Consider the following 11,979-nt stretch of genomic DNA (forward strand, 5'->3'; position numbering starts at 1 on the left):
ACCAGCTGCCGGAATCCAGCCGGCAAGGAGCACCAATGCCCGAACTGACCACCGACCACTCGCGCGCGACGCTGGAGGGGGCCCACTCGCACGGAGACTCCCGCGGCCAGCGCCGTTACGTTTCCTCCCGTGCGGAGAGGCCCACATCCTTCGACCCGGCGGACATCCCCGTTCCCCGCGGACGTGAAGAGGAGTGGCGCTTCACCCCGATCAAGCGCTTCGCGCCCCTGTTCGACCTTGACGCCGTCACCGCGGCGAGCGCCGACAGCCCGCTCGATATTGCCGTCGACGCCCCGGGTGGCGTCACCGTGGAGACCGTGGCCCGGGACGATCAGCGTCTGGGCACCGTGGGTGAGCCCGTGGACCGAACCGGCGTGGTGGCCTGGGCCGCCTTCCGCACCTCCACCGTGGTCACGCTGGGGGCGGGCGTCGGCCTGGAGCGGGCCGTGCGCGTGACCACCACCGGAAACGACCCGGACCTGTCCCGGCCCGTTGCCCAGCACCTGTTCATCGCCGCCGAGCAGGACGCCGTCGGCACCGTCGTGCTCGACCACCGCGGCACCGCAGCGCTCACCCAGACCGTTGAGGTCACGGTCGCCGAAGGTGCCGAGCTCACCCTGGTGACTATTCAGAGCTGGGAGGACGCCGCCGTTCACGCCTCCAACCACCGGGTGCGGGTTGAGGGACGCGGCACCCTCAAGCACGTCGTCGTCTCCCTGGGCGGTGACGTGCGCATCTGCTCCGACCTCGGCTTCCGCGGCGAGGGCGGGCACATCGACGCCTACGGCGTGTACTTCACCGACGCCGGCCAGCACCAGGAGCACCGGCCCTACGTGGCCCACACCGAGCCTCACTGCTACTCCCGGGTCGCCTATAAGGGTGCCCTCCAGGGGGAGGGAGCGCATGCGGTGTGGGTCGGCGACTGCCTCATCGGCCAGGCCGCCCGCGGCACCGACACCTACGAGCTCAACCGCAACCTCGTGCTCACCGAGGGCGCCAAGGCTGACTCCATCCCCAACCTCGAAATCGAGAACGGCAACATCGAGGGCGCCGGACACGCTTCGGCCACCGGCCGCTTCGACGACGAGCAGCTGTTCTACCTGCGCGCCCGCGGCATCCCCGAGATCGAGGCCCGTCGCCTGGTAGTCCTCGGCTTCTTCAACGAGATCGTCGCCGAGATCCGCGTACCCGAGGTCGAGGAGCGCCTCATGGCCGCCATCGAGGAGGAGCTGGAACTCACCGGGCTCGTCTCCGCACGCGAGCAGACCGACGACGGCGCCCCCGTCGCGTAGCCGCTTCGACCTCGCACATTCCACACGTCTGACACACCCACCAGTAAAGAAGAAACAACAGCAATGAGCACCCTCGAGATCAAGAACCTCCACGTCCAGGTCGCCACCAATGACGGCCCCAAGCCCATCCTCAAGGGCGTCGACCTCACCGTCGACTCCCGCGAGGTGCACGCCATCATGGGGCCCAACGGCTCGGGCAAGTCCACCCTGGCCTACTCCATTGCCGGTCACCCCGATTACGAGGTGACCGAGGGCGAGGTCCTGCTCGACGGCGTCAACCTCCTGGACATGACGGTGGACGAGCGGGCCCGCTCCGGCCTGTTCCTGGCCATGCAGTACCCGGTGGAGGTTCCCGGCGTCACCGTGGCCAACTTCCTGCGCACCGCGAAGACCGCCATCGACGGGCAGGCCCCCAAGGTCCGCCAGTGGATCGGCGAGGTCAACCAGGCCATGGAGAACCTGCGCATGGACCCCTCCTTCGCCCAGCGCGACGTCAATGCTGGATTCTCCGGGGGAGAGAAGAAGCGTTTTGAGATCCTGCAGATGGAGCTGCTACGGCCCCGCTTCGCCATCCTGGACGAGACCGACTCCGGACTGGACATTGATGCCCTGCGCATCGTCTCCGAGGGCGTCAACCGGCTCCACGACTCCTCCGACGCCGGCTTCCTGCTCATCACCCACTACACGCGCATCCTGCGCTATATCAAGCCCAGCCACATCCACGTATTCGTGGACGGGCGCGTCGCCGAGGAGGGCGGCCCCGACCTGGCCGACCGCCTCGAGGACGAGGGCTACGACCGCTTCCTCGCTTGAGTGCTTCGCGTTGACACTCCGGCCCACCCGCATCCAACCATCCGCATCGTCAGGAGGCGCACACCACATGCCCCAGCCGACTCCAGCCCAGCCGGAGGACGCTCCCCAAGCGGCGGCCGCGCCGCTCACGCCCGCCGAGGTGACTGCCGTGCGCGCCGACTTCCCCTACCTGGAGCGTCCGGCGCGCAATGGTGAGGCTTTGGCCTACCTGGACTGGGCCGCCACCAGCCAGAAGCCGGCTGCCGTCATCGCGGCGGAGGCCGACTTCTACCGGCGCAGCAACGGCGCGGCGGGGCGTTCCACCTACCAGCTGGCCGACGAAGCCACCGCGGCCCTCGAGGACGCCCGCGACGCCGTCGCCGGCTTCGTGGGCGCGCGCGGCAGCCAACTGGTCTTCACCAAGAACGCCACCGAGGCCATCAACCTGGTGGCCCTGGCCATCGGTCACGCCAGCCTCGGCCGCCCCGCGGGCCACGGCGGGTCGGCGTCGGCCACCGACGCCAGTGCGCGCCTGCGCATCGGGGCCGGGGACGAGATCGTGGTGACCGTGGCCGAGCACCACGCCAATCTCGTGCCCTGGCAGGAGCTGGCCGCCCGCACCGGAGCCACCTTGCGCTGGCTGCGCCTGAGAGAGGATGGCCGGATCGACCCGGGCGCCATCGGCGCGATCACCGACCGTACCAAGATCCTCGCCCTCACCCACGCCTCGAATGTGTCCGGCGCGATCACCCCGCTGGAGGAGATTCTGCCCGCGGCGCGCAGCGCCGGCGCGCTCGTGGTGCTCGACACCTGCCAGTCCTCTGCGCACCTGCCGCTGGATTTCGCCGCCCTGTCCGCCGTCGGGGTGGACGCCATGGTCCTGTCCAGCCACAAGATGCTCGGCCCCACCGGGATTGGCGCACTGGTGGCCACCGAGGAGCTGCTGGACGCCATGCCGCCGGTGATGACCGGCGGCTCCATGATCGAAACCGTCACCATGGAGTCATCTACCTACATGCCGGCCCCCGCCCGCTTTGAAGCGGGCAGCCAGCCCGTGGCCCAGGCCGTCGGCTGGCACGCCGCCGTCGACTACCTGGCCGGGCTGGGCATGGATCGTCTCCACGCCACCGAGCAGGGTCTGCTGGAGCGAGCCCTGCGGGGCATGGCCGAGGTTCCCGGGCTGCGCATTCTCGGGCCCGCGCAGGCGGCCGGGCGCGTCGGCGTGGTCGCCTTCACCCTCGAGGGCGTGCACCCGCACGACGTCGGCCAGGTGCTCGACGCCGCGGGCGTCGCGGTGCGGACCGGCCACCACTGCGCCCAGCCGATCCACGCCCACTTCAAGGTGCCCTCCTCGGCACGCATATCCTTCGGGCCGACCACGACTCCCGAAGACATCGACCGCTTCCTTGCCGCCGTCGCAGACGTCCGCGGCTACTTCCAGAGGTGAACATGAACGACCTCGATCAGCTCTACCAGCAGGTCATCCTCGACCACTCCCGCGAACGCCACGGCTTCGGCGCCCTTAAGGTGCCCGATTCCGTCTCTCACCAGGTCAACCCCACCTGCGGGGACGAGGTGACGCTCGGGGTGCAGGTCACCGATGGGCACCTGACCGCCATCGGCTGGGAGGGGGACGGCTGCTCCATCTCCCAGGCCTCCACCTCCGTCATGCACGACCTGGTCACCGGCGCCGACCTGGAAACCGTCGCCCGGCTCGAGGCGAGCTTCGACGCCCTCATGCACTCACGCGGCCGCGGCGTGGAGGAGAACATCCTGGATGAGCTTGAGGACGCGGCCGCCTTCGAGGGCGTGTCCAAGTACCCCAACCGGGTCAAATGCGCCCTGTTGGGATGGATTGCCCTCAAAGATGCGTTGCTCAAGGCAGGCGTTCCACTCGACGCCGGCGCTCGGGCGAGCTGACCGTCGTCCCACCATCGATCTGATCCCCGACACGAATACCCTGCGAGACCAGGAGGAGATATGAGCCAGACATCAGCGGACACCAACCCGATGGCCGCCCAGCACGCGCCCACCACCGTTGCGGACGTCGACGTTGCCGCCATTGAGGAGGCGCTGCGTGACGTCATCGACCCCGAGCTGGGTATTAACGTTGTTGACCTCGGCCTGCTCTACGGCATCTCCATCGAGCCCGACGGCACCATCGTGCTTGACATGACGCTGACCACCGCCGCCTGCCCGCTCACCGATGTCATTGAGGAGCAGGCTCAGCAGGCCCTCGGGCTCATTGCCGACAAGGTACGCGTGCAGTGGGTGTGGCTGCCGCCGTGGGGTCCGGACAAGATCACCCCGGAGGGCCGCGAGCAGCTGCGCGCGCTGGGCTTTAACGTCTGACGCGTCTCACGGCGCGCTGACCAGACCCGCGCCCCAGGCGCAGGCGGCATCCTCCTCGCCGTCGGCGAGCGGGCCGGAAACGCCAGCGACCACGAAACTGCGCACGGACCCCGGTTGGTGCTGTATGCGGCCGAGTACCTTCGCGATCGCCTTGGCCGCCGAGCCCGCCAGCCAGTTGCGGCCGGTGACGGTGTCGAAGACGGCCATGCGCAGGCCCCCGGGAATGACCGCAGTCTCCAGCCACTCACGCATGCCCCGCACCGGTGGTGTGCCGCCCCGGCTGCCGGCCTGGGCGCGGGTGGCGGCGCGGGACAGCCCGCGGTTGTGGGTGGGTGCGCCGAGCACCAGCAGGTCGGTGCCCGCGGGCGGCTGCGCCGGAGCATGAGCGACGTCGACGACCTGCGCTTGGGCACCCGCCTGCCGGGCCCCCGCGGCCACGGCCTCGGCGAGTGCCCGCGTGTTGCCGAAGCACGACTCGACGATAATGAGTGCGGTGGTCATGAAATCCTCCAAGCGTGATCGCGTCTGCCTAGCGCTTTCAGCATCGGGTGTGACGCCGCGTCGCACTCAAGGAGGTGCGGTTCCTCCGCAGCCGGGTTGCTCAGGGGGAGCGATCGCGCCAGCGGACTACCGCCTCGGCGAGCTGTCGCTCCATGGCGACTGCCACGCGGGCATACCCCGGATCTGCTGAGGCAATCAGCTGGAACAGGGGGTGCAGGACCGTGACGTCGAAGTCCTGGGCCAGCTCCCGGCAGCGCTGGGGTCCGAGCACGCGTTCGAAGCGCGCGATGTTGTCCGCGGCCCGCTCCTCAACCTGCGCATCGCTCAGCGCCACGGTGTCCCGGCCATAGGCCACCAGGGCGTCGGCGTCCTCACCGTCGTCGGGCTCGGGGAAGAGGCACTCCGCCTCGGGAGGCATCCGGCCGCTGTAGCAGGCCGCATCGGTCAGGTCGCGCTCACGGCGTACCGCGGCGCGTGTGCGCTCATCGGGGGCGGCCGCCTCCAGCCGGTCGAAGAAGGCGACCATGCGCGGCGGCATGGGGGAGACGGTCAGCCCCTCGTGCGCACGCTCCAGCAAGGTGACCAGCATGTCGCGCTGCCGGGTCACCTCCTCCAGGTGCGCCGAGACGGCTTCGAGGGCTCCCGACAGATCCTCGATCACGGTGGCGTCACTGGTCGAGCCGGCATCCGGCCGAGCCGTCCGGTCGGCGGAGGAGTCCAGGATGCGGCCGATGGCCCGGAGCGGAATGCCCGCCTGCACCAACCAGCGGATGCGGGACAGGCGAGCCACATGGCTGAGGCTGTAGTCCCGCCAGCCTCCGCGCTCCTCGGGCACGGGCAGCAGCCCCAGCTTGTGGTAGTAGCGGACCGTGCGCACGGTGGTGCCGGTGAGCCGAGCGAGTTCGGCAACGCGCATGAGGCTCAGGGCAGGTCCGGGTCGGGAACGCCGAGGACAGCCTCGCGCAGCACCCGGGCGTGGGTGTGGTCGTGATCGTGGCCGGCGAACAGCAGCGTGACCCGGCCGCTAAGCGCACGGCTCCGCAACTCCTCGACGGCGGCCGCCGCGGGATGCTCGGTCAGCTCGGCGCGGTAAGCGTCGACGAACTCGGGCCAGCCCAACTGGCCGGAGTGGAAGGCCCGCCGCAACTCGGTGGACGGGGTGGCGTACTTCGCCCACTGATCCAGGGCGGCGCGCTCCTTACTCACGCCCCGCGGCCACAGCCGGTCCACGAGGACGCGCACGCCGTCGTCGACGGACGGTTCCTCCCGCACCCCCTTGAGGACGACGGCGTCGGGGGAGGGCAGGGTGGCGCTGGCAGGAGTCATGGCACCACTGTAGGAGCCGCGCCTCAGAGCTGGGAGCCGGCCACGGAGAAGGTGTTGCACTGCTCCAGGGAGCCGGAGTTCATGCCGGTGGTGAACCAGCGCACGCGCTGTTCGGAGGAGCCGTGCGTCCAGGTGTCGGAGTTGATGGTGCCGCTGGAACGCTGCTGAATGTGGTCGTCTCCCACCGATTCGGCGGCGCTGATTGCGGTGGCGATCTCATCCTGGGTGGGCTCGACGAGGAAGGCCGTGCCGGTGTCGGGGTCCACCGTGGTGGCGGCATAGTGCACCCACACGCCCGCGTAGCAGTCAGCCTGCAGCTCGGTGCGCACCGAGTCGGAGTCCGCGCCGGTTCCCGAGCGGTCGGCGGTGTCCATGACCCCGAGCAGATTCTGAATGTGGTGGCCGAACTCGTGCGCGACGATGTACTCCTCGGCCAGCGGCGTGTCCGCGGCTCCGAGCGTGGACTCCATATCGGAGAAGAAGCTCATGTCGAGGTAGACGTTGGAGTCGCCCGGGCAGTAGAAGGGCCCGACGGCGCTGGACGCCGAACCGCATGCGGTGGACACCGACTGCCCGTCCCACAGGATGAAGCCGGGCTCAGCGTAGGTGGTGCCGGCCTGGGCGGGCAGCTGCTCGCTCCATACCGCATCCAGGGACTCGGCGGTGGCGACCATGCGGCACTGGGTGTACTGGTTGGCGGCGTCGCCGCTGGTGCACATGGAGGTGTCGATGGTGGATGAGGTGGAGGTGCCCGACACCGCCTCCTGCTCGCCCAGCAGACCGGACAGGTCCACCCCGGTGACCTGCGAGAGGAGGAAAACGGCCAGGACTGCGAGCACCGAGCCGCCACCGATGGCGGCGCCCCGTCTGCCGCTGGAGCGCGTCTGCACCCGGTTGGGGTCGAGCTTGATATTGCGATTGAATGACACGGAACCCACCTCGTTGCCGGACAATGGCCGGCTCAGTGCCGGGCATGGCTGTGCTGATTGTGTGCGGACCAAGGCTAGCGGACAGGACTTGCTCCCGAGGCATCTATGCGTGGTCGCGCCCGCTGCGAGTACGCTGGAGCCGTGCTTTACGACTTGCTGTACAAGACCGTCTTCACGCACATCGACCCCGAGGTCATCCACGACATCTGCCTGGAGGCGATCGAGGCCACCAGCAAGGTGCCCTTCGTGCGCGACGTCGTCCGGCAGGCCTTCGGGCGCCGCCCCGCCTTCCCGGTGCCATCCGCTAACCAAGGCGGCCCCTTCGTGCGCCCGGTTCCGGGAATCCTGGGCCTGGCGGCGGGCATGGACAAGGAGGGGCAGGCCGTCGAGGGCATGGACATGCTCGGCTTCGGCTTCGTGGAGGTCGGCACCTTCACCGCCCGACCCCAGCCGGGCAACGACAAACCCCGCATGTGGCGTTACCCCACCACCCGTGCCGTCCGCAACCGCATGGGCTTCAACAACTCCGGCGCCGACGAGGCCGCAGAGCGCCTGCGTCGGCTGCGTTCAACCCCCCGCGGACGCTCCATCGTCGTCGGTGCCAACATCGGCAAGACCAAAACCACCCCGCTTGAGGAAGCCGCCGCCGACTACGCCTACTCGGCCGCGAAAGTGGCCCGCTGGGCCGACTACCTGGTGGTCAACGTCTCCAGCCCCAACACTCCCGGCCTGCGCACCCTGCAAGAGGTCGAGGCGCTGCGGCCCATCCTCGCCGCCGTGCGCGAGGCTGGCGACGCCGCCGCCGGACGCCACGTGCCGCTGCTGGTGAAAATCTCCCCGGACCTGGCCGACGAGGATATCGACGCCGTCGCCGACCTGGTGCTTGACATGAAGCTGGACGGCGTCGTCGCCACCAACACCACCATCGACCACGACCTGGGGGAGGGCGGCCTGTCTGGCGCGCCGCTGCTGCCGCGTTCGCTGCAGGTGGTGCGCCGCCTGCGCGCCCGCCTGGGGGAGGGGCCCACGATCATCGGCGTTGGCGGCATCTCCTCCATCATGGATGCCGAACTCATGCTCGACGCCGGGGCCGACCTCCTCCAGGCGTACACGGCCTTCATTTACAACGGGCCGGCCTGGCCCGGACGCATCAACCGCGCCCTGGCAACTGCCCCGCGCCGTTTGCGCTGAGACAGGCCCCAGGCGGGGCTCAGGCCGGACGCTCCTCGGGAGACCGGGTGAGCGCCGGGTCCCGCTCGATAACGTCGGCGAGGGCCGCGTCGATCGCGTCCATAACGTCGCTGCCCAGCTTGACGCCGGAGGCGTTGACGTTCTCCACCAACTGCTCGGGGCGCGAGGCGCCGACCAGCGCGGCGGAGATGAAGTCGTGCTGGAGCACCCAGGCGATCGCCAGCTGTGGCATGGTCAACCCGGCCTCGGCGGCGATCGGCTTCAGCTTTTGGACGGCGGTGAGCACGTCGTCGCGCATCCAACGGCTGATCATCTCCTTGCCGCCCTTCTCGTCGGTGGCGCGTGAGCCGGCCGGCGGCTGCTGCCCGGGCAGGTACTTGCCGGACAGGACGCCCTCGGCCATGGGGGACCAGACGATCTGGCCCATGCCCAGCTCGGTCGAGGCCGGCACGACCTTCTCCTCGATGACCCGCCACAAGGCGGAGTACTGCGGCTGGTTGGACACCAGGCGGAAACCCATTTGGGTGGCGAGCTCCTGGCCGGCACGGATCTGCTCGGCCGTCCACTCCGAGACGCCGATGTACAGGGCCTTGCCCGCCCGCACGACGTCGGCGAAGGCCTGCATGGTCTCCTCCAGCGGCGTCTCAAAGTCATAGCGGTGCGCCTGGTAGAGGTCCACGTGGTCGGTGCCCAGCCGGGTCAGCGAGCCGTCAATGCTCTCCAGAATGTGCTTGCGGGACAGGCCGACGTCGTTGGGGCCCTTGGGGCCGACGGGCCAGTAGACTTTGGTGAAGATTTCCAGGGACTCGCGGCGCTGTCCCTTGAGCGCCCGCCCGAGTACCTCCTCCGCCGCTGTATTGGCGTAGACGTCGGCGGTGTCGAAGCTGGTGATGCCCAGGTCGAGTGCCGTATGAACACACTCGATGGCGGTGTCCGCCTCCACCTGGGAACCATGGGTGAGCCAGTTGCCGTAGGTGATCTCCGTGACCTTCAGCCCGGAGCTTCCAAGATGACGATATGCGACCATGACCACAGTCTAGGCAGACACTAGTACTGCCGCGCAACTATTTCGTTGTGGTGCTCAGGACGGGTATTCGCGACGCGCCACCTGGGGGGCGGGCTGACGCCAGCGCCGCAGGTTGAAGCAGCGGGAGAAGATGTACCAGAAGATCATTCCCTGCTCCTGCACCTTGTCCCGGCCGAACTTGGCGTACAGCCGGCGCCGCAGCAGCCGCCAGCAGACCACCGCGTCACCGATGGCCACGAACAGGAACACGTAGATGATCAGCATGAAGTAGTAGCTGAGCAGGGACTGCTGGGAGGAGAAGGCGATGAACACGATAAGCAGGACCAGGGTCAGCGGCATGAACAGCTCGCCCAGCGAGTAGCGGGCATCGATATAGTCACGGATGTACCGCTTGATCGGGCCCTTGTCACGAGCCGGAAGGTAGCGCTCATCGCCGGTCTGCATGGCGATGCGCTGGCGCTCCCACGCCTCGTCCTGCCGGGCGCGCGCCTCCCGTTTGGCGGCCTTGCGGTCGGCGGGCACGATCGGGTGCATATGCCGGGCCTGCGCGTCCTTGCGCTTGGGCGTGGGGCGGCCCTTGCCGGACTTCTTGGCGGGGGCGGCCGTGGTGGCTTCCTCGGCGGCCTCGCTGCGCCTCTTGAACGGAAGCTTGTCGAACAGGTTCACAGGCGACAGCGTAGCGGCTGGGCCGCGCTACTCTGCAACTCATGATCTCAGTTGCCGCCGCGCGTGCCGCCGTCCATGACTCCTACGACCACGTGGTCCGTGACCTCAAGGAGCTGGTGAGCATCCCCTCCATCTCCGCCTCCGGCCACGACCCCGCCCAGGTCGAGCGTTCCGCCAACCATGTCGCCTCTCTGCTGGCCGCCGCCGGCTTAGAGGCGCAGGTGGTGTCGGTGACCGGTCCCGACGGTCCCGGTCGTCCGGCGGTTCTGGCCCACCGCGATGGGCCGGCCGGATCACCGCGCGTCCTGCTGTACGCCCACCATGACGTCCAGCCGGTCGGCGACCCGCAGGCATGGCAGCAGGCCGACCCCTTCCGCGCCGAACAGCGCGGCGAGCGTCTATACGGGCGGGGGACCGCCGACGACGGCGCCGGCGTCATCGCCCATGTGCACGCCCTGCGGCTGCTGGCTGAACTCAACGACGACGAGCTGCCCTGTTCGGTGACCGTGTTCATCGAGGGGGAGGAGGAGATCGGATCCCCCTCCTTCGCCACCTTCCTGGACACCTACCGGGAGCAGCTGGATGCCGACGTCATCGTCGTGGCCGACTCCTCCAACTGGAAGGTGGGGGTGCCGGCACTGACGACCTCCCTGCGCGGCGTCATCCAGGTGGATGCGCGCCTGGACGTGCTCGACCACGCCCTGCACTCGGGCCAGTACGGCGGCCCGGTGCTCGACGCCGTCACCTCCATGTGCCGGCTGGTGGCTACCCTGCACGATGAGCACGGTGACGTCGCCGTGCCCGGGCTCGTCTCCCGCCCCGCGGCCACGGCCGGTTTCCCGGATTACGCCGAGGCGGACTTCCGTGCCGACGCCGGCGTGCTCGACGGTGTCCAGTTGGCGGGAACCGGCGACCTCACCGCCAGGCTGTGGACGAAGCCGGCCCTCGCCGTCATCGGGATGGAGGTCACCCCCCTGCAGGTGTCGGGCAATGTGCTGGCCCCCAGCTGCACTGCGCGCCTGTCCCTGCGCATCGCCCCCGGACAGGACCCGGCCGCCGCGTTGGATGCCCTGACCGCTCACCTGCGCTCGCATGTGCCCTTCGGCGCGCACCTCACGGTCAGCGCCGGGGAGATGGGGCCGGCCTTCGACGGCACCACCGACACCCCGGCTGGCGACGCCGCCCACTGGGCGCTGAGCACCGCTTTCGGTACCGAGGCCGTCAACATCGGCCAGGGTGGTTCCATCCCCTTCATCTCCACTCTTAAGGAGACCTTCCCGGGCGCCCAGGTCCTCGTCACCGGCATTGAGGATCCGGACTCGCGCGCTCATAGCGAGGACGAGTCCATGCACCTGGGCGACCTGGAGCACATTGTCGCCGCGGAAATCCTGCTGCTGGCCCGCCTCGGCGGTGTGGTCGCCGCGGACTGAGTGCGAGCGGGTAGCAGACGCATGCGAGTGTTGCTCGCGCCGGGGCCCATGTATCCCGAACCCGGCGGCATTCCGGTGGTGGCGCCGGGCCTGGGGCTGGGCGCCGACGCCGTTGCCGTCGCGCTGGCCGAGGGCTGGGCGCACGCCCGCCCCGACGACGTCCTCACGCTGCTCCCGCTGCCCGACGGCGGTCCCGGCACCGCGCAGGCGGTGAGCGACGCGCATGTCGTTGCTCGCACCGTCCTGCACGCTCCCGGCCCTCTGGGGCAGATCCGGGAGGTAGACCTGCTGCGGTTACAGCCGGCTCAGGTCCCACCAGCGGCTCAGGCGCCTGCCGCCCAGGGCACCACGTGGTTCCTCGACGCGGCCCGGCTCGTGGCCCTGCCGGCCGACCGGCGTCAGGCGGAGGAGGAGGCCGAGTCAGGGACGACGACGGGCCTGGGCCAGGTGCTCGCCACCGCCCTGCAGGAGAC

14 protein-coding genes are annotated in these 11,979 nt (G+C 69.5%); 8 read left to right on the top strand and 6 right to left on the bottom strand.

Annotation, left to right across the window (positions count from 1 at the left end; translation table 11 throughout):
* Positions 1-35: 35 nt before the first annotated feature.
* The 5 genes from sufD (at position 36) to RWX45_RS10320 (ending at position 4,436) form a co-directional block, all read left to right on the top strand.
* Positions 36-1,292 (top strand): Fe-S cluster assembly protein SufD, encoded by a 1,257-nt coding sequence (gene sufD, locus RWX45_RS10300; protein ID WP_316023631.1) that lies wholly within the window; start codon positions 36-38, stop codon positions 1,290-1,292.
* A 63-nt stretch (positions 1,293-1,355) separates the two neighbouring features.
* Positions 1,356-2,105, top strand: a complete 750-nt coding sequence (sufC, locus tag RWX45_RS10305) for a Fe-S cluster assembly ATPase SufC (protein WP_316023632.1) — start codon at positions 1,356-1,358, stop codon at positions 2,103-2,105.
* Positions 2,106-2,172: 67 nt separating this feature from the next.
* A complete protein-coding gene (locus tag RWX45_RS10310) occupies positions 2,173-3,531 on the top strand; it encodes a SufS family cysteine desulfurase (protein ID WP_316023633.1) in 1,359 nt (452 codons plus the stop codon).
* 2 nt (positions 3,532-3,533) lie between these two features.
* A complete protein-coding gene (gene sufU / locus RWX45_RS10315; protein ID WP_316023634.1) occupies positions 3,534-4,004 on the top strand; it encodes a Fe-S cluster assembly sulfur transfer protein SufU in 471 nt (156 codons plus the stop codon).
* Positions 4,005-4,064: 60 nt separating this feature from the next.
* Complete coding sequence (locus RWX45_RS10320; RefSeq protein ID WP_316023635.1) at positions 4,065-4,436, top strand: metal-sulfur cluster assembly factor; 372 nt, start codon at positions 4,065-4,067, stop codon at positions 4,434-4,436.
* Positions 4,437-4,442: 6 nt separating this feature from the next.
* Here the strand turns inward: RWX45_RS10320 and RWX45_RS10325 are convergent, their stop codons facing one another.
* The 4 genes from RWX45_RS10325 to RWX45_RS10340 all read right to left on the bottom strand — a co-directional run bounded on the left by RWX45_RS10325 (position 4,443) and on the right by RWX45_RS10340 (position 7,192).
* Positions 4,443-4,937, bottom strand: a complete 495-nt coding sequence (locus RWX45_RS10325; protein ID WP_316023636.1) for a flavodoxin domain-containing protein — start codon at positions 4,935-4,937, stop codon at positions 4,443-4,445.
* Positions 4,938-5,037: 100 nt separating this feature from the next.
* Positions 5,038-5,853 carry a MerR family transcriptional regulator gene (locus RWX45_RS10330; protein ID WP_316023637.1) on the bottom strand — a complete coding sequence of 272 codons (816 nt, stop codon included), beginning with the start codon at positions 5,851-5,853 and terminating at the stop codon, positions 5,038-5,040.
* Between the two features lie 5 nt (positions 5,854-5,858).
* On the bottom strand, positions 5,859-6,263 hold the full coding sequence (locus RWX45_RS10335) for a DUF488 domain-containing protein (protein WP_316023638.1): 405 nt from the start codon (positions 6,261-6,263) through the stop codon (positions 5,859-5,861).
* Positions 6,264-6,286: 23 nt separating this feature from the next.
* Positions 6,287-7,192, bottom strand: a complete 906-nt coding sequence (locus tag RWX45_RS10340) for a neutral zinc metallopeptidase (protein ID WP_316023639.1) — start codon at positions 7,190-7,192, stop codon at positions 6,287-6,289.
* 141 nt (positions 7,193-7,333) lie between these two features.
* Here RWX45_RS10340 and RWX45_RS10345 point away from each other — a divergent pair, with 141 nt between their 5' ends.
* Positions 7,334-8,383, top strand: a complete 1,050-nt coding sequence (locus RWX45_RS10345) for a quinone-dependent dihydroorotate dehydrogenase (protein WP_316023640.1) — start codon at positions 7,334-7,336, stop codon at positions 8,381-8,383.
* A gap of 19 nt (positions 8,384-8,402) precedes the next feature.
* Here the strand turns inward: RWX45_RS10345 and RWX45_RS10350 are convergent, their stop codons facing one another.
* Both RWX45_RS10350 and RWX45_RS10355 read right to left on the bottom strand, forming a co-directional pair.
* Positions 8,403-9,410: an aldo/keto reductase family protein gene (locus tag RWX45_RS10350; protein WP_316023641.1), complete on the bottom strand. Its 1,008-nt coding sequence runs from the start codon at positions 9,408-9,410 to the stop codon at positions 8,403-8,405.
* Positions 9,411-9,464: 54 nt separating this feature from the next.
* Positions 9,465-10,076, bottom strand: coding sequence for a DUF3043 domain-containing protein (locus RWX45_RS10355; protein ID WP_316023642.1), 612 nt, complete (start codon positions 10,074-10,076; stop codon positions 9,465-9,467).
* A 41-nt stretch (positions 10,077-10,117) separates the two neighbouring features.
* Between RWX45_RS10355 and RWX45_RS10360 the strand changes: the two genes are divergently transcribed.
* The gene (locus tag RWX45_RS10360; RefSeq protein WP_316023643.1) at positions 10,118-11,506 is read left to right on the top strand and encodes a M20/M25/M40 family metallo-hydrolase; all 1,389 of its coding nucleotides are present in this window, start codon (positions 10,118-10,120) and stop codon (positions 11,504-11,506) included.
* Between the two features lie 48 nt (positions 11,507-11,554).
* On the top strand, positions 11,555-11,979 hold a 425-nt coding region (locus RWX45_RS10365), incomplete at its 3' end, for a glycerate kinase (RefSeq protein ID WP_316023644.1).

Source organism: Actinomyces sp. MRS3W (assembly GCF_032465695.1).
GTDB lineage: Bacteria > Actinomycetota > Actinomycetes > Actinomycetales > Actinomycetaceae > Actinomyces.